General features: G+C 69.9%; 18 protein-coding genes. 9 read left to right on the top strand and 9 right to left on the bottom strand.

Features of this window, described 5'->3' with window-relative positions; all coding sequences use genetic code 11:
- Positions 1–5: 5 nt before the first annotated feature.
- On the bottom strand, positions 6–791 hold the full coding sequence (locus ACO2Q2_RS08400; RefSeq protein ID WP_423255315.1) for an ABC transporter permease: 786 nt from the start codon (positions 789–791) through the stop codon (positions 6–8).
- Positions 788–1,528, bottom strand: a complete 741-nt coding sequence (locus ACO2Q2_RS08405; protein WP_423255316.1) for an ABC transporter ATP-binding protein — start codon at positions 1,526–1,528, stop codon at positions 788–790. The genes ACO2Q2_RS08400 and ACO2Q2_RS08405 overlap by 4 nt, the downstream gene beginning before the upstream one ends.
- A gap of 146 nt (positions 1,529–1,674) precedes the next feature.
- Between ACO2Q2_RS08405 and ACO2Q2_RS08410 the strand changes: the two genes are divergently transcribed.
- The gene (locus ACO2Q2_RS08410; protein WP_423255317.1) at positions 1,675–2,868 is read left to right on the top strand and encodes a DesA family fatty acid desaturase; all 1,194 of its coding nucleotides are present in this window, start codon (positions 1,675–1,677) and stop codon (positions 2,866–2,868) included.
- Between the two features lie 97 nt (positions 2,869–2,965).
- Here the strand turns inward: ACO2Q2_RS08410 and ACO2Q2_RS08415 are convergent, their stop codons facing one another.
- The 3 genes from ACO2Q2_RS08415 to rpmB form a co-directional block, all read right to left on the bottom strand.
- A complete protein-coding gene (locus tag ACO2Q2_RS08415; RefSeq protein WP_423255318.1) occupies positions 2,966–3,490 on the bottom strand; it encodes a DUF3016 domain-containing protein in 525 nt (174 codons plus the stop codon).
- A gap of 231 nt (positions 3,491–3,721) precedes the next feature.
- Positions 3,722–3,889: a 50S ribosomal protein L33 gene (gene rpmG / locus ACO2Q2_RS08420; protein ID WP_017463578.1), complete on the bottom strand. Its 168-nt coding sequence runs from the start codon at positions 3,887–3,889 to the stop codon at positions 3,722–3,724.
- Positions 3,890–3,900: 11 nt separating this feature from the next.
- On the bottom strand, positions 3,901–4,137 hold the full coding sequence (gene rpmB, locus ACO2Q2_RS08425) for a 50S ribosomal protein L28 (protein ID WP_404629810.1): 237 nt from the start codon (positions 4,135–4,137) through the stop codon (positions 3,901–3,903).
- A gap of 338 nt (positions 4,138–4,475) precedes the next feature.
- Here rpmB and secB point away from each other — a divergent pair, with 338 nt between their 5' ends.
- The 3 genes from secB (at position 4,476) to ACO2Q2_RS08440 (ending at position 9,148) form a co-directional block, all read left to right on the top strand.
- Positions 4,476–4,985: a protein-export chaperone SecB gene (gene secB, locus ACO2Q2_RS08430; protein WP_423255319.1), complete on the top strand. Its 510-nt coding sequence runs from the start codon at positions 4,476–4,478 to the stop codon at positions 4,983–4,985.
- A gap of 7 nt (positions 4,986–4,992) precedes the next feature.
- Positions 4,993–6,018 carry an NAD(P)H-dependent glycerol-3-phosphate dehydrogenase gene (locus ACO2Q2_RS08435; protein ID WP_423255320.1) on the top strand — a complete coding sequence of 342 codons (1,026 nt, stop codon included), beginning with the start codon at positions 4,993–4,995 and terminating at the stop codon, positions 6,016–6,018.
- Positions 6,019–6,121: 103 nt separating this feature from the next.
- Complete coding sequence (locus tag ACO2Q2_RS08440; RefSeq protein WP_423255321.1) at positions 6,122–9,148, top strand: SNF2-related protein; 3,027 nt, start codon at positions 6,122–6,124, stop codon at positions 9,146–9,148.
- Between the two features lie 24 nt (positions 9,149–9,172).
- Here ACO2Q2_RS08440 and ACO2Q2_RS08445 read toward each other — a convergent pair whose 3' ends face one another.
- From ACO2Q2_RS08445 to ACO2Q2_RS08460, 4 genes are all read right to left on the bottom strand, one after another.
- Complete coding sequence (locus ACO2Q2_RS08445; protein ID WP_423255322.1) at positions 9,173–9,514, bottom strand: hypothetical protein; 342 nt, start codon at positions 9,512–9,514, stop codon at positions 9,173–9,175.
- Positions 9,515–9,778: 264 nt separating this feature from the next.
- On the bottom strand, positions 9,779–10,462 hold the full coding sequence (locus ACO2Q2_RS08450; RefSeq protein WP_423255323.1) for an HAD family hydrolase: 684 nt from the start codon (positions 10,460–10,462) through the stop codon (positions 9,779–9,781).
- A gap of 57 nt (positions 10,463–10,519) precedes the next feature.
- The gene (gene glk, locus ACO2Q2_RS08455) at positions 10,520–11,539 is read right to left on the bottom strand and encodes a glucokinase (RefSeq protein ID WP_423255324.1); all 1,020 of its coding nucleotides are present in this window, start codon (positions 11,537–11,539) and stop codon (positions 10,520–10,522) included.
- An 81-nt stretch (positions 11,540–11,620) separates the two neighbouring features.
- The gene (locus tag ACO2Q2_RS08460) at positions 11,621–12,973 is read right to left on the bottom strand and encodes a GH1 family beta-glucosidase (protein WP_423255325.1); all 1,353 of its coding nucleotides are present in this window, start codon (positions 12,971–12,973) and stop codon (positions 11,621–11,623) included.
- A 134-nt stretch (positions 12,974–13,107) separates the two neighbouring features.
- Between ACO2Q2_RS08460 and ACO2Q2_RS08465 the strand changes: the two genes are divergently transcribed.
- The 5 genes from ACO2Q2_RS08465 (at position 13,108) to ACO2Q2_RS08485 (ending at position 19,309) form a co-directional block, all read left to right on the top strand.
- Positions 13,108–14,193 carry an ABC transporter ATP-binding protein gene (locus ACO2Q2_RS08465; protein ID WP_423255326.1) on the top strand — a complete coding sequence of 362 codons (1,086 nt, stop codon included), beginning with the start codon at positions 13,108–13,110 and terminating at the stop codon, positions 14,191–14,193.
- Positions 14,194–14,273: 80 nt separating this feature from the next.
- On the top strand, positions 14,274–14,948 hold the full coding sequence (locus ACO2Q2_RS08470) for an ABC transporter ATP-binding protein (RefSeq protein WP_423255327.1): 675 nt from the start codon (positions 14,274–14,276) through the stop codon (positions 14,946–14,948).
- The gene (locus ACO2Q2_RS08475) at positions 14,932–16,827 is read left to right on the top strand and encodes an HlyD family secretion protein (protein ID WP_423255328.1); all 1,896 of its coding nucleotides are present in this window, start codon (positions 14,932–14,934) and stop codon (positions 16,825–16,827) included. The genes ACO2Q2_RS08470 and ACO2Q2_RS08475 overlap by 17 nt, the downstream gene beginning before the upstream one ends.
- Entirely contained in the window at positions 16,824–18,077 is a 1,254-nt protein-coding gene (locus ACO2Q2_RS08480) for an efflux RND transporter periplasmic adaptor subunit (RefSeq protein WP_423255329.1), read from the top strand. The genes ACO2Q2_RS08475 and ACO2Q2_RS08480 overlap by 4 nt, the downstream gene beginning before the upstream one ends.
- Complete coding sequence (locus ACO2Q2_RS08485; protein ID WP_423255330.1) at positions 18,074–19,309, top strand: ABC transporter permease; 1,236 nt, start codon at positions 18,074–18,076, stop codon at positions 19,307–19,309. Before ACO2Q2_RS08480 ends, ACO2Q2_RS08485 begins: the two co-directional genes overlap by 4 nt.

Genomic DNA, 19,309 nt, shown 5'->3' on the forward strand with positions numbered 1-19,309 from the left:
GCGCATCAGCCGCGCTCCCGGTCCGCGGCGAGCCGGCGGATCGCCAGCGCCAGCGCCAGCGCCGCCAGCAGCACGAACCACAGCACGTCGTCGGTGGCGACCAGCCCGCGCAGCAGCGGTTCGAGATGGGTGCCCAGCGCCAGCCAGTGGATCGCGCCGTTGTCGACGCCGGCCGCCTGCGCGCCCAGGTTCACGCAGCACAGCGTGAGGGAGATCACCAGGCTGGCGGTGGCGGCGATCGCCGGATGCGAGGCGAAAGTGGAACAGGCCAGCCCGATCGCCGCCAGCAGCGCCAGCAGCAGCGCCAGCCCCAGCGCGGCGGCGGCCAGCTTGCCCCAGTCCAGCGCGGTGCCGTGGGCGAGCGCGAGCGGCATGGCCAATGCCAGCGCCAGCCACAGCGCCAGCCAGCCCAGCACGGCCAGGTACTTGCCCAGCACGATGCGCGCGGGCGACAGGCCGCTGGCCAGCAGCAGCGGCAGCGTGCCGTTGCTGCGCTCGCCGGCGATGCTGGACATGGTCAGCAGCGGCACCACCAGCAAGGCCAACTCGGCCAGCCCGAACGGCACCAGCCCGCCGGTGAACAGGCTGCTGAGCAGCGGCACGGCGACCAGATCGGTGTAGCCCGGGCCGGCCGGCAACGCGGCGAGCTTCACCTGCGCGGCGAGGAAGTTGCCCAGCAGCAGCACGAAGCGCCATGCCAGTTCGCCCAGGGTGAGCGCACCGAGCACCCAGGCCAGCGGACGAACGAACAGCCGGCGCGACTCCAGCCGCACCATCGCCAGTGCGCTCATGCGGCCTGACTCCGGCCGTTCATCGCGATCTCGAAGAAGCGCCGCTCCAGCGCCTGCACGTCGCTGGGGTCCACCATGCCCTCGTGGCGCAGCTGGCCTTCGTGCAGGATCGCCACCCGCCCGCACACCGCGGTGACCTCGGCCAGCAGATGGGTGGACAGGATCACCGCGGTGCCGCGCGCGGCTTCCTCGCGGATCAGCTGGCGCAGGCCGGCGACCTGCACCGGATCGAGCGCGTTGGCCGGCTCGTCGAGGATCAGCAGCGCCGGACGGTGCAGCAGCGCGCAGGCCAGGCCGAGGCGCTGGCGCTGGCCCTGCGACAGCACGCCGGCGAGGCGGCGGGTCAGCGCGGTGAGTTCGAGCCGCTCCAGCATGGCGGCGGCCGCCTGGCGCAGTGCGGCGCCGTTCAGCCCGTGCAGCCGTCCGTGCGCCTGCAGGTGCTCGCTCACCGTCAATTCCTGCCACAGCGGGGCACGTTCCGGCAGCCAGCCGAGCAGCCGCTGGCCCAGCTCCGGGCGCTCGAGGAAATCCTCGCCGTTCAGGTGGATCGTGCCGCTATCGGGGCGCATGGCCCCCGCAATCAGGCTCAACGTCGTCGATTTACCGGCGCCGTTGACGCCCAGCAGGCCGAGCACTTCGCCGCGATCCACGGCGAGGCACAGATCCTGCACGGCGATTCGACCGGCGCGTTGGCGGCAAAGCCGGTCGATCCGCAGCAGGGGTTGCGCTTTGTTCATTGCATGATTGTCACGGCGCCCCCACTTTCAGACAACCGGCACGTTGTTTCGAACGCTCCGCGTCATGCGCAGGCGCCCGGGCCATGCTGGTGGGTACGGAGACCCTGCACTAGACTGCCTTTCAACTACATAGAGATGTCTTCGAGATGCTGGACTCCGTCCTCGACTTCCTGATCACCGGCCTGACCCACATGACCTGGGTCGGCAAGCTGGTGTACCTGCTGGTGGTCACCCAGCTCACCATCTTCACGGTGACGATCTACTACCACCGCTGCCAGACGCACCGCGGCGTGGACCTGCATCCGCTCATCCAGCACTTCTTCCGTTTCTGGGGCTGGCTGACCACGGGTATGGTGATCAAGGAGTGGGTGGCGATCCACCGCAAGCACCACGCCAAGGTCGAGACCGTCGACGATCCGCACAGCCCGATGATCTACGGCATCAAGAAGGTGTTCTGGGACGGCGTGTCGCTGTACCGCGACGCCTCCGAGAACAAGCAGGACATGGAGCAGTACGGCCGCGGCACCCCGGACGACTGGATCGAGCGCAAGGTCTACGGCGGTCACCCCTACTGGGGGCCGACCCTGATGCTGTTCATCAGCTTTGCGCTGTTCGGCGTGATCGGCGTGGCGATGTGGGCGGTGCAGATGATCTGGATCCCGTTCTGGGCCGCCGGCTTCGTCAACGGCGTCGGCCACTGGGCCGGCTACCGCAATTTCGAGAGCGCCGACACCGCCCGCAACCTGATTCCCTGGGGTTTCTGGATCGGCGGCGAAGAGCTGCACAACAACCACCACGCCTTCCCCAGCTCGGCCAAGTTCGCCCTGCGCAAGTGGGAGTTCGACATCGGCTGGGCGGTGATCTGTGCGCTGCGTTCGGTGGGTCTGGCCAAGGTGCTGCGCGTCGCCCCGACGCTGGACGTGCGCCCCAACGTGAGCCTGCCCGACGCCGAAACGCTCAAGGCCGTGCTCACCCACCGCTTCCAGGCGATGACCGATTACTACCGCGGCGTAGTCGTGCCGACCCTGCGCGAAGAAGCGCAGCACGCCGGCGAAAGCATCAAGGCGATGCCGCGTCGCCTGCGTCGCGCGCTGGCCGACGGCGGTCGCTGGCTGGACGGCGAAGGTCACGACAGGCTGCAGGCGGTGCTGGCCAGGCGGCCGACCCTGCGCACGGTGGTCGATTTCCGCACCCGCCTGGCGGCCCTGATGGAGCAGCGCGGCGCCGACCAGGCGCTGAAGGGCCTGCAGCAGTGGATCCACGAGGCCGAGCAGAGCGGCATCCGCTCCCTGCAGGAGTTCGCGGTCCGGCTCAAGGGCTACACCGTCACCACGCGCTGACAGCCGATCGGTGATGCCGGAACGAAAGAGCCCGCCGTGAGGCGGGCTCTTTCGTTTCGCGCTTGCCCGACCAGGCCGGCGGCAGGGCAGGCCGGCGTCAGAGCCTGTCCGGTCCCCGCTGCAGCCAGCGGTCGAGCATGCGCTTCTCGTAGCGCAGGCTGTCGGTCGAGGTCGCGTCGATGCCGCTGCTGAGGAAGGCCGGATCGCGCAGCGTGCGATCGCCCTCGCGCAACACCGCGCCGCTGGCGTCGAGCAGGCGGAAATGCAGGTTGATGCGCGGCGGATAGATGTCCTTGACGATCCGCACGTCGCTGAAACGTGGGCCACGCCACGGCTCGTACGAGCCGGCGCGGTCGACGTCGGTGATCACGATCTGCAGCTGCTGGCCGTCCGCCAGCACCTTGCCGGCGCGCTGCTCGATGTATGTCTTCAAGGTGTCGAGGTAGCCGTTGTCCGCGCGCATCGGCGCAAACGCCTTGGTTTCCCGGGTCTCGGTGAACCGTTCGGGATGGTCGTAGGTGACGGTGACCCGAGCCGGGGTTGTCGCGAACGAAGGTCCGGCCAGGCCCAGGGCCAGGGCGGCTGCCATGGCAAGACGGGGAAGGGCAGGCAATCGGGTCATGGCACATCTCCTCGAGAGAGCGGCGGCATTCGCCGTGGGGTGATCGAGCATAACGTCTGGCCGCACGGGCGGTGGACGGATGCGACCCGCTGCCGGCAAGAAAAAACCCGCCACGAGGGCGGGTTTCTTCGGATCGCGGATCACTGCTTTACCGGCCTGCGGCTGTTGAATGTCGCTTCGCCGTGATGCCGATCCGGCAGGCCGTTCGCGCGCGGCGAACGGACCGTCACGTCACTTGATCTTGCCTTCCTTGTAGATCACGTGCTTGCGCACGACCGGATCGTACTTCTTGAACTCGAACTTTTCCGGCGTGTTCTTCTTGTTCTTCTGCGTGGTGTAGAAGTGGCCGGTGCCGGCCGAAGAGATCAGGCGGATCTTGTCCTGGGTCTTGTTAGCCATGGTCTAGCTCCTCAGATCTTCTCGCCGCGGGCACGCAGCTGGGCAATCACGGCCTCGATGCCATTCTTGTCGATGGTGCGCAGCGCGTGGTTGGAAACGCGCAGCTTGACCCAGCGGTTCTCGCTGGGGACCCAGAAGCGACGCTCATGCAGGTTGGGCAACCAGCGGCGACGGGTCTTGTTGTTGGCATGCGAGACGTTGTTGCCGGTCTGCACACCCTTTCCGGTGACTTGGCATACACGGGCCATGATGACCTCCGTATTTGGTGATGTAACGCCCGTTGGCCAGGGCGACTTCGGCCCAGCGGCGCCGGGGCGCCACGCAATGCTGGAGGGTGCAGCTTTCGAGCCCTGCCGTGAGGTCCGCATCGCGTCGCGGACGGCCCGGGTCACCCGGGCGGCATGGAACGAGCCGCGCATTATCGCGGAAATTCCGCCGGTTGCGCAATCCTTGACCAGCGGCTTGACCAGTGGCACCCGCCATCGCCGAGTGACGTTGCGCCGACTTGTATGGAACAATCGTGCTCTTTGCACATTGTGCATGCCCGCACGCGCGGGCCGGCGCTTCATTACGACGAGGACATCCCATGGCAGACGTCACCACCAACGGCCAGGCCAGCGACCAGGCCAACCCGCCGCAGCTCGCGCTGCAGAAGATCTACGTGAAGGACGTCTCCTTCGAGGCGCCGAACGCCCCGCAGATGTTCCAGGAAATCAGCGAGACCGGCGACCAGCCGCAGGTGCAGCTCAACCTCGGCCAGCGTGCCACCGATCTGGGCAACGACCTGTACGAAGTGGTGCTCAGCCTCACCCTGACCTGCACCGTGGGCGAGCGCACCGCCTACTTGGCCGAAGTGCACCAGGCCGGCCTGTTCGGCATCGCCGGCTTCAGCCCGGAAGACCACGCCGGCATCGTCGGCAGCTACTGCCCGAACCTGCTGTTCCCGTATGCGCGCCAGGTGATCTCCTCGCTGGTGCTGGAGGGCGGCTTCCCGCCGTTCCTGCTGCAGCCGATCAACTTCGACGCGCTGTACGCCGAGCAGCTGCGCCGCAGCGCGATGGGCGGTGGCGAGGCCGCGCCGGCGCTCAACAGCTGATCCACCGATGAACACCCGTCCGACCCTGGCGGTCCTCGGCGCCGGTTCCTGGGGTACGGCACTGGCCGCGCTGGCGGCGCGCAACGGCGTGCCTACCCGCTTGTGGGGGCGCGACGCGCAGGCGCTGGCGGCGATGGCGCAGACTCATCGCAACCAGCGCTACCTGCCCGATCTCGAGCTGCCCGCCGAGCTCCGCTACGAAAGCGACCTGGCCGTGGCGCTGCGCGGTGCCAAGGTGGTGTTGATCGTGGTGCCCAGCCACGCGTTCGCCTCGATGCTGGACGAGATCGCCCCGCTGCTCGACGCCGACGCGGCGATCGCCTGGGCCAGCAAGGGTTTCGAGCCGGGCACTGGCCGCTTCCTGCACGAGCTGGTGGCCGAGAAGCTGCCCGGCCGCCCCGCGGCGGTGGTCACCGGGCCGTCGTTCGCCAAGGAAGTGGCCGCCGGCCTGCCCAGCGCGGTCACCGTGCACTCCGATGACGAGCCGTTCGCGCGCGAGCTGGCCGGCATGCTGCACGCGCCGAACTTTCGCGCCTACACCGGCAGCGACGTGCTCGGCGCCGAATTGGGCGGTGCGATGAAGAACGTGCTGGCGGTCGCCACCGGCGTGGCCGACGGCATGCAGCTGGGTCTGAACGCCCGCGCCGGCCTGATCACCCGCGGCATGAACGAGATGCTGCGGCTCGGGCTCGCGCTCGGCGCCAAGCCGGAAACCCTGATGGGCCTGTCCGGCCTGGGCGACCTGGTGCTCACCTGCACCGGCGACCTCTCGCGTAACCGCCGCCTCGGCCTGGCGCTGGGCCAGGGCGTCGCGCTGGACGAGGCGGTGCGCCAGATCGGCCAGGTGGTGGAGAGCGTGATCACCGCCGACGAAGTCGCCCGGCTGGCCGCCAAGCACGGGCTGGACCTGCCGATCGCCAGCGGCGTGCGCGCCGTGCTGCACGGCGAGGTCACCCCGGTGGAAGGGCTGCGTGCACTGATGGCGCGCGGGCAGAAGCCGGAATATCCGCAGGGCCTGTTCCCCGGCACCTGAGCGGGCTCGACCACGCCCCGTGCGCCGGGGCCGCCGCCGTCGTGGGCAGGCGCGACCGGGCTTGCTAAGCTCAGGGTTTTGATCGCCCAGCGGACGCATGCCCATGCAGCAACCGGACGACCGAAAGCCTGGCGATCCTCCCCCCGTCGCGCGCAGCGTGGCCGAACCCGCGCTGCCGCCGGTGTGGCGCCGGGTGCTGGAGCCGCCGCTGCCGGGCGCGCCGCCCGAGCGCGGCGTGCTGGGGTTCTTCCTCGACGTGGTGCACGAGGACGGCAGCCACGCCGGCCGGGTCGACGTGGCCCCGGCGGTGCTGGCCGTGGCCGAACACGGCCGCTTCGCGCGGCCGGCGCCGCTGGACAGCAAGCATCTGGTGCATGCCCTGCTCGAACCGCACGAGCAGCGCCTGGCCGCCACCGTGCTCGGCCTGCCGCAGACGCTGCGCAAGAGCCGCAGCTACGCACGGCTCGCCGGCCACGTCGGCGATGCGCTGCTGGCGGAAATCCTCGATACCGCGCCGTGCTTCCTCGGCGGGCTGGGCGGCTTGCGCCTGTCGCGTGGCAAGTCGCACCAGCTCAACTGGCACTGGCAGTTGGAGGCCGACGGCAGCCAGCGGCTGCTGCCCGCCCTGCCAGCCGGGCAGCGGTTGCTGCGCATCGATGGCCTGTGGTACCTCGACGCCGAACGCGCCGAGCTGGGTCATCTCGAGGCGCCCGCCGAAGAAACCGCCTGGCTCGACCTGCCGCCGCTCAAGCACGACGACAGCCATCGGCTGCGCGCCGCGCTGCCGCGCAGCCGGCTGGCCCAGCGCGTGCCGCTGCCGCAGGTGTTCGACGACCTGCGCCGCGAGGATCTGACACCCAGACCGGTGCTGACCCTGCACGCACTCACCCGCCACGCGCGCCTCGCCGCCGGCACGCCGCCGCTGGCCTACGCGCGGCTGGCCTTCGACTACGCCGGCGAGCGCCTGCCCGGCCGCGGCGGCGAGCCGCTGGTGCGGCGCGTGCGGGACGGCCAGCTGGTGGAAATCGTGCGCCGCCGCGCCGACGAGCTTTCCGCGATGGAACAGCTCGAACGCGCCGGCCTCACGCCCGGCGTGGACACCGAAGGCCTGCCGTGGGATCTGGCCGACACCCTGCCCGAGGATGCCTGGCTGTTCCCGGGCAAGGGCTACGCCGGCGCGCTGGAAGTGAACACGCCGGCGCGCTGGCTGGCGCTGCGCGCCAGGCTCGAAACCGAAGGCTACGTGGTGGAGTACGCGCCGAGCTTTCCGTTCGAGGTGCTGGAAGGTCCGGTGCGCTGGTACGGCAACGCCACCGAGGACGCCGACGACCACGCCTTCGACCTGGAGATCGGCATCGAGGTGGAGGGCAGGCGGCACAACCTGCTGCCCGCCGTGGCGCAGGCGCTGGCCGAGCACCAGCTCAACCTCGGCCCGGTGCCGAACGAGCCGGAAGACGCCGTGTGGTACGCACCGGTGGACGACCGCCGCCGCGTGCCGGTGAAGCTGAAGGAGCTGCGCGGCCTGCTCGCGCCGCTGGCCGAGTACCTGGAAAAGCCGAAGAAGCGGCTGCACCTGCCGCGCGTGCAGGCCGGTCGACTGGAAGAGCTGGCCGACGCGCTGCCGAGCGGCGGCGAACTGCAGGCGCCCGAGCAGCTGCGCGGCTTCACCACGCGCCTGCGCGACGCCGCCGACCGTGCCAGCGACGTGGTGCCCGAAGGCCTCACGGTGGAACTGCGCCCGTACCAGCGCGAGGGCCTGCGTTGGCTGAACGCGCTGGCCGAGGCCGGCGTGGGCGGCGTGCTGGCCGACGACATGGGCCTGGGCAAGACGCTGCAGCTGATCACCCACCTGCTCGCGCTCAAGCAGCGCGGCGCGCTGACGCAGCCGGCGCTGATCGTGGTGCCAACCAGCCTGATCCCGAACTGGCAGGCCGAGTGCGCCCGCTTCGCGCCATCGCTGAAGGTGCTGGCGCTGCACGGGCCGCAGCGCGGCGGCGACTTCTCCCAGCTCGGCGCGCAGGACATCGTGCTGACCAGCTACGCGCTGCTGCCGCGCGACGTGGTGACGCTGCGCAAGCAGCCGTTCGCGCTGATCGCGCTGGACGAGGCGCAGCAGGTGAAGAACCCGCGCACGCAGGCGCGCCGCGCCGTGCTCAGCCTGCGCGCGCCGCGCTGCATCTGTCTCACCGGCACGCCGCTGGAAAACCACCTGGGCGAGCTGTGGTCGCAGGTCGACCTGGCCGTGCCGGGCCTGCTCGGCGACGAGGGCGCGTTCCGCCGCCACTACCGCGGCCCGATCGAGAAGCAGCGCGACGAGGAATGCCAGGCCCGGCTCAACCGCCGACTCGCCCCGTTCATCCTGCGCCGGACCAAGAGCCAGGTGGCTTCCGAACTGCCGCCGAAGACCGAGATCACCCGCCGCGTGGTGCTCGACGGCCGCCAGCGCGAACTGTACGAGAGCCTGCGCCTGTCGCTGGCCGACGAGCTGCGCCAGGTGATCGCCCAGCGCGGCATCGCGCACTCCGGCATCGTGGTGCTCGACGCGCTGCTCAAGCTGCGCCAGGTCTGCTGCGATCCGCGACTGGTCAAGCTGGAGGCCGCGCGCGGCGTGCGCGACTCGGCCAAGTTCGAGCTGCTGATGGACATGCTGCCCGCGCTGCTGGCCGAAGGCCGCAAGGTGCTGCTGTTCTCGCAGTTCACCGAGATGCTCAAGCTGATCGCCCACGAACTGGACCGCCGGCGCATCGCCTACGTCATGCTCACCGGCGAGACGCGCGACCGCGCCGAGCCGGTGAAGCGGTTCCAGGAAGGCGAGGTGCCGCTGTTCCTGCTCTCGCTCAAGGCCGGCGGCGTGGGCCTCAACCTCACCGCGGCCGACACGGTGATCCACTACGACCCGTGGTGGAATCCGGCGGCCGAAGCGCAGGCCTCCGATCGCGCGCATCGCATCGGCCAGGACAAGCCGGTGTTCGTGTTCCGCCTGATCACGTCGAACACGGTGGAGGAGCGCATCGAGGAAATGAAGGCACGCAAGGCCGAGCTGGCCGATGCCGTGCTGGAAGGCGGCGGCACGCGCGAGAGGCTGAGCTTTGACCAGACCGACCTGGACGCGCTGCTCGCGCCGGGCTGAGGCGTCGGGTTCTCAGGGGGTTGCTCAGGGCGCCGTGGCGCGCGTGCGCAGCAGCGCGTCCACCGCCTGCTGCCATTCGGGCGAGCCTGGCGCGGCCTGCGGCGCCTCCTGGCCGAGCCGGTGTTGCACGGCGGCGTTCCATTCGGCCGAGCCGCGGTCCGGCCCGTGGCCGTCGTCCGTGATGCCCAGCGTGCGGTCGACCCAGGCATACCACTCGGCCGAGCCAAGCGCGGGATTGGCGGGTGTTTCGGCTTGCGCGCGTGGCGTGGGCGCATCGCGTGACGGCGGCGGCTCTGATGGCGAGCACGCGCAGAGGGCGCAGGCGAGTGCGGCGGCGAACATCGTGTGGGTCAGGGTGAGGCGCATGCGAGTGTCCGGACAAGCCAGAAGCGGGGTTTAGCCTAGCAGCCTGTCGGGCTTTGGTCGGCCGGGCTGCGAATCCGTCTGTGCGGTCCCTATTTCCGCCGCTTCTTGGCCCATAGCACCATTATGGGCCGGCGAATCGTCGAAAATCTGTCCTCGCACAGCCAAATTCTCGCCTCGACCACCAAAGCCCGACAGGCTGCTAGCCCGCCCATGTTCACGCGGTTTCACGCGGTGTCAGCGTCGCGCAAACATCCCGTGGGCGGTTCAGTCGCGCGCGGCGACTTCGTCCACGTGGGCGAGCAGGTCGGCCGGATCGTCGTACACGCGCAGCGCGCCGGCCTGCTGCAGTTCCTCGCGGCCGTAGCCGCCGGCGAGCAGGCCGATGCCGATGGCACGGGCGCGTTGGGCGGCGAGCATGTCCCACACGCTGTCACCGACCACCAGCGCGTGGCGGATGTCGAAGCCCAGCCGCGCCGCCGCGGTGAGGAACAGGTCCGGATCGGGCTTGGCGTGGCGCACCTGGTCGCGGGTCACTACCGGCACTTTCGACGGGTCCACGCCCAGCGCCTCCAGATTGTGCGCGGCGGTCTCCATGCGGCCGCTGGTGGCGATCGCCCACGGAATCTGCTGCTCGGTGAGGAAGGCCAGCAGCTCGCGGGCACCGGGCAGCGGCTTCACCGAACCCTGCGTGTGCTGGCGGTTGAACGCCTCGGCGTGACGACGGCGCATGCGGTCGAGCCGCTCGGGGGTGATGTCCAGCGCGGTCTCGCGCAGCAGCATGTTGGCGAACAGTCCGCCGCTCATGCCGATCTTGCGGTGGATGCGCCACACCGACAGCTCCACGTTCTCGGCGTCGAGCGCCTCTTTCCAGGCCAGCACGTGCTGGTAGACGCTGTCGACCAGGGTGCCGTCGAGGTCGAACAGGAAGGCGGTGTCGTTGCGGGGCATGGCGTTCTCCATGGCGTTCTCCTTCGATCCGGGCGTGCCCGCCTGCGTGCGCGGCGCTCAGCCGGCGAGCAGTGGCCGGCCCGATTCCATCACCGCCAGCGCGGCGGCGCCGAGCAGGCCCGGTTCGGGATTCATGATCGCCTGCGTGGGCACCTTCTGCATGATGTCGCGGAAGCGGCCCTTGGCCTCGAAGCGTTCGCGGAAGCGGCCGCGCTCCAGCCATGGCAGCAGGACCGGGATCAGCCCGCCGGTGAGGTACACGCCGTTCCACGCGCCCAGCGTGAGCACCAGGTCGCCCGCGACACTGCCGAAGATGCCGGCGAAGGTTTCCACCGTGCGCGTGCACAGCGGGCAGCTGCCGTCCTTCGCCCGGGCGGTGATGTCCTCCGGCTTGAGCGGCTGCGCGGTGGCGCCGACCATGTGGCAGATCGCGTCGTACAGGTTGACCAGGCCCTGGCCGCAGATCAGCCGCTCGTTGGAGACGCGGCCGTACTTGTGGTTGAGGTAGTCGAGGATGGCGATGTCCTCGGGCGAGTGCGCGGCGAAGCCGGCGTGGCCGCCTTCGGTCTGCAGCACGCTGCAGTGGCCCTGGCGCACCAGCAGGCCGCCCACGCCCAGGCCGGTGCCGGGGCCGACGATGGCGAAGGTCTGCTCCTCGTCTGCGCCGATCACCGGCGGCGGCAGTTCGCCCACGCGCACCAGGTCGTCGCCGCGCAGCAGGGTCACCGCCATGCTCTGCGCGGCGAAGTCGTTGACCAGGTGCACGGCGTCCAGACCCAGTGCGGCGGCGGTCTGGTGCGCCGAGATCGCCCACGGGTTGTTGGTGACCTTGACCGTCTCGCCGTCCTCAATGCGCCCGGCGGCGGCGACGATGGCGCGCTTCACCGTGAGTCCGGTATCGGCCAGGTACTGCTTCGCGGTCGCCACCAGCGACTCGTGCTCGGCCACGCGGTAGCGGCGGATGCTGTCCTTCAGCAGCGGATCGGTGCGCGACGGATCGGCCACGCCGAAGCGCACGTTGGTGCCGCCAAGGTCGACCAGCAGGGTGGGAACGGGGGCGTGGGCGTCAGCCGACATGCGAAAACCTTCTGCACAAGCGAATGGACAAGGGTGCCCTGCACCCGCGCGCGCGTCCAGTGGTCGGCGCCGGGCCATGGCTCACGGGTCGAGCGCGCCGCCGCCGCTGGCGATCACCTGCGCGTAGAACCTTGCGCTGGCCTTGGGCGTGCGCCGCTGCGTGGCGAAGTCCACGTGGACCAGACCGAAGCGCTTGGCGAAGCCCAGCGACCACTCCAGGTTGTCCAGCAGCGACCAGGCGTAATAGCCCTTCACGTTGGCGCCGGCAGCCATCGCCGCGTGCAGCGCGCGCAGGTGGCGGCGCAGGTAGTCCACCCGCAGCGGGTCTTGCAGCAGCTCGCCCTCGACCACCGGCGGGTCGTAGAACGCTGCGCCGTTCTCGGTGATGTAGAGCGGAATGTCGCCGTAGCGCCGCGCGAACGCGGCGAGCGTGTCGATCAGTCCCTGCTCGTACACCTCCCAGCCGGTCTCGGTATGGGTGCGGTTCGGCTGGCGCACCGGCGCGGCGCGCAGCGGGGGCTGCGCCGGATCGTCGCGCACCACGGCGCGCGTGTAGTAGTTGATGCCGATGAAGTCGACCTTCTGCCGGGTCAGGCCGAAGTCGCTGGGCGGGAACTCCGGCCAGGCGTCGCCAAAGCATTCGGGCAGCTGCGGCGGATACGTGCCGAGCAGCGCCGGGTCGGCGAACTGCAGGTTCATGTACGCATGGGCGCGGGCGGCCGCGGCGATGTCCTCGGCGCGCCCGCTGGCCGGATACTTCGGCTCGATGTTGAAGACCACGCCGATCTGGTGCCGACCGACGCCGCGGTATGCCTGGATCGCCGCGCCGCTGGCGCGCATCAGGTTGTGCGCGGCGAGCGGCGCCTCGTACAGGTTGCGATGGCCCGGCGCCAGCGTGCCGTGCAGGTAGCCGCCATCGGTCACCACCCAGGGTTCGTTGAGCGTGGTCCACATCGGCACGCGGTCGTCCAGCGCCTTGAACATGATCTCGGCGTACTCGGCGAACCAGTGCGCGCTGTCGCGGTTGAGCCAGCCGCCGCGGTCGTCCAGCGCGGCCGGCAGATCCCAGTGGAACAGCGTGGCGTTCGGCGCAATGCCGTGTTCGAGCAGGGTGTCGACCAGGCGCGAGTAGAAATCGAGTCCCGCCGGATTGATGCGGCCGGTGCCCTCGGGCAGCACGCGCGCCCAGTTGATGCTGAAGCGGTAGCTCTGCAGCCCCAGCGCCTGCATCAACTGCACGTCGGACCGATAGCGGCGGTAGTGATCGCAGGCCACGTCGCCGTGGTCGCCGTTGGCCATCATTCCCGGCGTGTGCGCGAAGCGCTGCCAGATGCTGGGCCCGGCGCCGTCGGCCAGCGGCGAGCCCTCGATCTGGTAGGCAGAAGTGGCGGCACCCCAGACGAAATCCGCCGGGAAAAGAAAGCGTCCTGTCATCGCGGGAGGTCCGGTTGCCGCGGCGCGGCTTGATGTAAACGATTACATCGGGAGAATAGCCGAATGCTCTCCTCCGATGCACCATCGCGCATGATGGCGCGGGGACGGGTGCGCCCCCTCACGCGGAGGTCTCGATGGCGGTGGTTCGGCTGGACGCGCTGCGCAAGGTCTATCCCGACGGCTATGTGGCCGTCGCCGGCGCCAGCGTGGAGATCGCCAGCGGCGAGCTGCTGGTGCTGGTGGGACCGTCCGGCTGCGGCAAGACCACGTTGCTGCGGATGATCGCGGGGCTGGAATCGATCAGCGCCGGCACGCTGCGCATCGGCGAGCGCGTGGTCAACGAGCTGCCGCCGAAAGACCGGGACATCGCCATGGTGTTCCAGAACTACGCGCTGTATCCGCACATGACGGTGGCGGAAAACCTCGGCTTCGGGCTGCGCCTGCGCGGCATGGATCGCGCCGCGGTGGACCGGCGCGTGCGCGAGGTGGCGCAGCTGCTGGAGCTGGAGCCGCTGCTGGGCGCGCGCCCCGGCGCGATGTCCGGCGGCCAGCAGCAGCGCGTGGCGCTGGGCCGTGCGCTGGTGCGCGATCCGAAGGTGTTCCTGCTCGACGAGCCGCTGTCCAACCTCGATGCGCGCCTGCGCCTGCACATGCGCGTGGAGATCGCGCGGCTGCACCGGCGGCTGGGCGCCACGATGATCTACGTCACCCACGACCAGATCGAGGCGATGACGCTGGGCCAGCGCATCGTGGTGATGGACCGCGGCGTGATCCAGCAGATCGACACGCCGATGAACCTCTACCGCCGCCCCGCCAACCGCTTCGTCGCCGGCTTCCTCGGCAGCCCGGCGATGAACTTTCTTTCCGGCAGCGTGCGCATGGACACGACCACCGAACTGGTCGGCCCGCACGGCGCGTTGGCGCTGCCCGGCGTGGCCTGGCCGGCCGACTGGGCCGGACGCGAGGTGGTGATCGGCGTGCGCCCGGAAGACCTGCATCCGGTCGACGCCGCCGGCCCCGCCGCGTTGAGCGCGCGGGTGGATGTGGTCGAGCCGGTCGGCAACGAGGTCTTCCTCAACCTGCGCAGTGGCGAGAAACCGCTGGTGGTGCGCCTGCCGCCGCGGGTGGTGCCGCAGCCGGGCGACCTCATCCACCTGGTGCCCGATCCGGCGATGCTGCACGTGTTCGATGCGGCCAGCGGTGCGCGGCTCAGCCTCTGAGCCTCTGCGCTTGCCGGCCGAACTTTTTTCACGCAAGACTGACAAAGCAGGACAGGACTGCGACAGGGGAGATCCGGCACATGGTTCGCATGGAGGCAATAACCCGCCGCTACCAGGTGGGCGGACAGGTCATTGCCGCGCTGGATGGCGTTGGCTTCGAAGTACCCAGGGGACAGTTCACCGCCATCGTCGGACCATCCGGCTCGGGCAAGTCCACCCTGCTGAACATGCTCGGCTGCCTGGACCGGCCTGACAGCGGCCGCTACCTGCTCGACGACGTGGACGTATCCACCTTCGACGACGAGCACGCCAGCGACTTTCGCAACCGGCGCATCGGTTTCGTGTTCCAGTCCTTCCACCTGCTGCCGCGCTTGAGCGTGCTCGAGAACGTGCTGCTGCCGCGCCGTTTCCTGCGCGGCGACGCGAGCGGGCTGGAGGAGCGCGCGCACCACCTGCTTGACCGCATGGGTCTGGGCCAGCGGCTGGAGCACCGCCCCGGTCAACTCTCCGGTGGGCAGATGCAACGCGTGGCGATCGCCCGCGCGCTGCTGATGCAGCCGGCATTGCTGCTGGCCGACGAGCCCACCGGCAACCTCGACTCCAAGAGCACTGCCGATGTGCTGGAGCTTATCCATGAAGTTCATGCCGGCGGCCAAACCGTGGTTCTGGTCACCCATGACGCCGACGTCGCCGCACGCGCGCAGCGGCAGATCACCCTGCGCGATGGGAGGGTCGAGCATGATTCGGTGGCGTGAGCGCGGCGCCGCGCTGGCACTGATCCTGCTGCTGACGACACCAGTGTCGGCCACCGTGTTCAGCGGCGAAGTGCGCATGCTCGACGCCCAGGCCATCGACACGCCGCCATCGCTGAGCTCGCCGGTGGTGCTGCGCTACTTCATGCCCGACGGAGCGCAGGCGAAGCCGGGCGACGTGGTCCTGCGCATCGATGCCGGTCCGGCCGAGGCGCAGCTGCGCAACCGTCGCGCCGAACTGGTGCAGGCGCAGGCCAAGGCCGCCAAGGACATCGCCGACCTTGAGCTGAAGCAGTCTGACGCCGAATTGGCCCTCGTCGACGCCCAGGCCGAGCGCGACACCGCCGCGGTGGATGCGGCATTGCCCAGGGCGCTGCTGTCCGCGCTCGACCACGACCGCTACCAGAGCGAGATGCAGCGTGCCGAGCGTGCGCTCGCGCTCAAGCGGGCCGAGGCTGCGCAGGCGCAGGCGGCGGTGGCGCGCCGTCGTCAGGACGCCGCGCTGGAGCTTGAAAAGAAAACGCTGTCGCTGACCTTTCTCGCCGACCAGGTGACCTCCGCGGTGGTCAAGGCCACGCGTGCCGGCACCGTGGTGCACGGTTTCGACAACCTGTTCGGCGCCGGGGGACGCTACGAGGAAGGTTCCACCAGCTACCCGGGCCAGACCGTCGGCGAGGTGATCGGCGGCGGCCGCCAGTACGCCGTGCGCGCATGGGTACTGGAGCCCGATCGTGCCGGATTGCGGCTGGGGCAGGCGGTCGCGCTGAGCGTGGATGCGCTGCCGGGCCGCGCACTGGCCGGCACCATCGAGACGATCGCCGGTGCCGCCGGCGCGCGGCCCGAGTGGGGTGACGGCCGCTACGTGCAGGTGGACATCGCGCTGCCAGCCGATACGACGCTGGCGCTGCGCTCGGGCATGAGTGTGCGGGTGGATACCGACACGGCGGCATCGCGCGCTGCCGCGCCGTCGAGCGACAATGGCGAACTGGACATCGACGGCGAAATCTTCGCCCAACGCAGCCTGGCGATCGTGCCGCCAGCCGTGGACGGCCTGTGGCAGCTCACCGTCACGGCGATGGCCGGCGACGGCGAGACCCTCGCCAAGGGCGCGCCGCTGGTGGTGTTCGATCCATCAGAGGTCAACAAGAATCTCACGGCCAAGCGCAGCGAACTGGCCGAGAAGCTGCGCAAGCAGGAGCAGCTGAAGCTCGATCTGGCCGATCGTGCGCGTGACATTGAACTGGATACCGCCAAGGCCCAGGCCGATCTGGACAAGGCCCAGCGCAAGGCCAACCAGCCGCAGGCCTACGTACCCGGCGTGCAGTACGCCAAACTGGTGATTGATCGCCACAAGGCCGAGCGTCGTCTTGCGCTCAGCCAGCAGCGCGCCGTGGTAGCTGCGCGCGCGCGTGCGGCCGAGCAGCAGCTGGCCGACGCGGAGGTCACCCAGTTGCAGAGCCAGGTGACCGAGCTGGAGGCTTCGCTGGCCTCGCTCACGGTCAAGGCGCCGCGCGCCGGGATCGTGCTGCACCGGAGCGGCTGGAACGGTGACAAGATCGATACCGGCTCGCAGGTCTGGATGGGCCAGTCGGTGGCGCAAATGCCCGACCTCTCCTCGCTCGCCGTGCGCGCCGCGCTGCCCGAACGGGCATTGCCGCGCGTGCATGACGGCCAGCGCGTGCAGGTGGTGCTCTCCGGTGGTGGCGGTCGGCGACTCGCCGGCCACATCGTGGAGATCGGCAACGCCGTGCACAGCAAGTCACGCGTGGAGGCGGTGCCGGTGGTCGACCTGGTGGTGCATCTGGATGCCGGTACGCAGGGGCTCAAGCCCGGGCAGGCGGTGCGGGTCAGCGTAAAGGACGATGCGGTGGCGAGCCGATGAACAGGAAGAACGGATGCGCCTTCGTGCTGCTCGCCCTGCTGCTGGTGGGCTGCGCCGACAAGGCGCCGGATACGACCGTGCTGGAGACCGTGCATGCCGCGCCGCTGGAGTTCAGCGTGCACGGCGAGGGCGAATTGCGCGCCGCCAAGTCGACCGCGCTGCTGGTACCCGGTCCGATGTGGACGCCGCGGCAGATTACCTGGATGCTGCCCGACGGCAGTCAAGTCGCCAAGGGTGATCTGGTCGCGCGCTTCTCGGCCGAACAGAGCAAGCAGGATCTGGCGCAGGCGCGCATCGATCTGGAGCGCAACCTGCTGGCCCGGCGCGGCAAGCAGGCCGAGCTGGAGGATAGCCACGGCAAGCTTGGCGTGGATCTCACCCAAGTAGCCGGCCAGCTCGCGATTGCCCAGCGCTACGCGAATGCCGGCCCCGAGGCGATGGCGCGCAACGACATTCTCGACGCGGTGCAGGACGCGCACTACCTCGGCGTGCGCCAGGGCATCCTGCAGTGGCGCGAGCAGCAGTCGAGCAAGCGCGGCAGCGCCGAGCTGGCCGTGCTCGATGCCCAGCACGCCACCTTCGACACGGTGGCCAGGCAAAAGAAGGACGATCTCGACGCGCTCGAACTGCGCGCGCCGCATGATGGCGTGCTGGTGCTGGAGAAAAGCTGGAGCGGCGAAGTCGCGCACACCGGCGGCAGCCTGTACGCCGGCAGCCCGTTTGGCAGCTTGCCCGACCTGGCCGCGCTGGAAGTGCAGCTGGCGGTGCCGCAGATCGAAACCCAAGGCATACGTGTCGGCGACACCGTGGAACTGCATCCGTGGGGCGAGCCCAGCCAGCGGGTGACGGCAAAGTTGAGCTGGGTTGCCGCTGCCGCACAGTCGCGCAGCCGGCAGAACCCGGTGAAGTACCTGATGATGAAAGCCACGGTTCCCGCCGACGTGGCGCATCGCTACGGCTGGACGCCGGGCCAGCATTTCGTGGGGAAGATCGTGCTGCTCAAACTCGATCACGGCCTGAGCGTGCCGAACGTGGCGCTCGGCAGCGGCGACGGCGGTCCGAGCGTACAGGTACTGGTGGACGGCAAGCCGCAGCGCCGGGCCGTCACCCTGGGCGTACGCGGTCCTACCCGCGCGCAGGTGCTCGGTGGGCTGGCGGAGGGCGATCGCGTACTGCTCGGCGATGCCGTCGCGGAACCGACCGCGCCGCCGGTGCCAACGGCCGCCTCGGCCGGGAAGGTGGCGCCGTGACGCTCGCGCCGGCGTGGCGCGAAGCCATCGAGGCGCTCTCGCGGCGCAAGCTGCGCACCTTGCTGACTCTGCTCGGCATGATCTTCGGCGTCGCCGCGATCGTGGCGATGCAGGGCGTGGGTGCGGGCAGTCGGCGCGAGGCGCTCAAGCTGGTCGAAAGCCTGGGCCTGCACAACCTCATCGTGGAGGCCAGGACGCAGGACGCCGACAGCCTCAAGGAGACCCGCGCGCGCAGCCTCGGGCTCACCGTGGCCGATGCGCGCGCCGCGCTCGACGTGGTGCCCGCGGCAGAGGATTACGCCGCCGAAAAGCGCGTGCGTCGCTGGGACGTGTTCAGCGACGTGGGCCGCAGCGAGGCGGGAGTCAGCGGCATCAGTCCGGGCTATTTCAAGCTCGCCTCGCTGCGCGTGGCAGCCGGCCGCGCGCTTGACGCCAACGATGATCAGCGACTGGCGGCGGTCGCCGTCCTGGGCGCGCAGGCGGCGCACGAGCTGTTTCCCGACGGCAAGCCGCTGAACCGGCTGATCAAGGTCAACCAGGTGTGGCTGCGCGTGGTCGGCGTGCTGGCCGATCGCGACCTGGGCAAGGATCAGTTCGAAGGCGTGGCGCTGGGCGCCGACGCCGACCGCGTGTTCGTGCCGCTGGGCAGCGCACGCGCACGGTTCCGTTTTCAGCCGATGGAAGACGAGATCGACCGCTTCCTGCTGCGGCTGAAGAATCCTGACCGGCTGGCGGCGGGTGCGCGGGTGCTGGGCCAGGTGCTCGACCAGCGCCACGCAGGCGCCGCCGACTACCGGATGGTGGTGCCGCAACAGCTGTACCGGCAGAACCAGAAGACCCAGCGGATCTTCTCCATCGTGATGGGCTCGATCGCCGGCGTGAGCCTGCTGGTGGGCGGTATCGGCATCATGAACATCATGCTGGCCAATGTGCTGGAGCGGCGTCGCGAGATTGGCCTGCTGCGCGCGATCGGTGCGCGCCGGCAGGACATCGTGGCGCGCTTCCTGCGCGAAGCGGTGGTGATCTGTGCGTCCGGTGCGTTGATTGGCCTGCTGTTCGGCGCGCTGCTGGCGTATGCGATCGCCGCGTTCGCCGGCTGGCAGGTGGCATGGGAGCCGCTCGGCATTTTCGCCTCGGTGACCGCCTGCCTGCTGATCGGCATCGCCTTCAGCATCTATCCGGCGCGCCAGGCGGCGGCGCTGGATCCGATCGCGGCGATCCGCGACGAATAG

Source organism: Dyella sp. KRB-257 (assembly GCF_049445995.1).
GTDB lineage: Bacteria > Pseudomonadota > Gammaproteobacteria > Xanthomonadales > Rhodanobacteraceae > Dyella_A.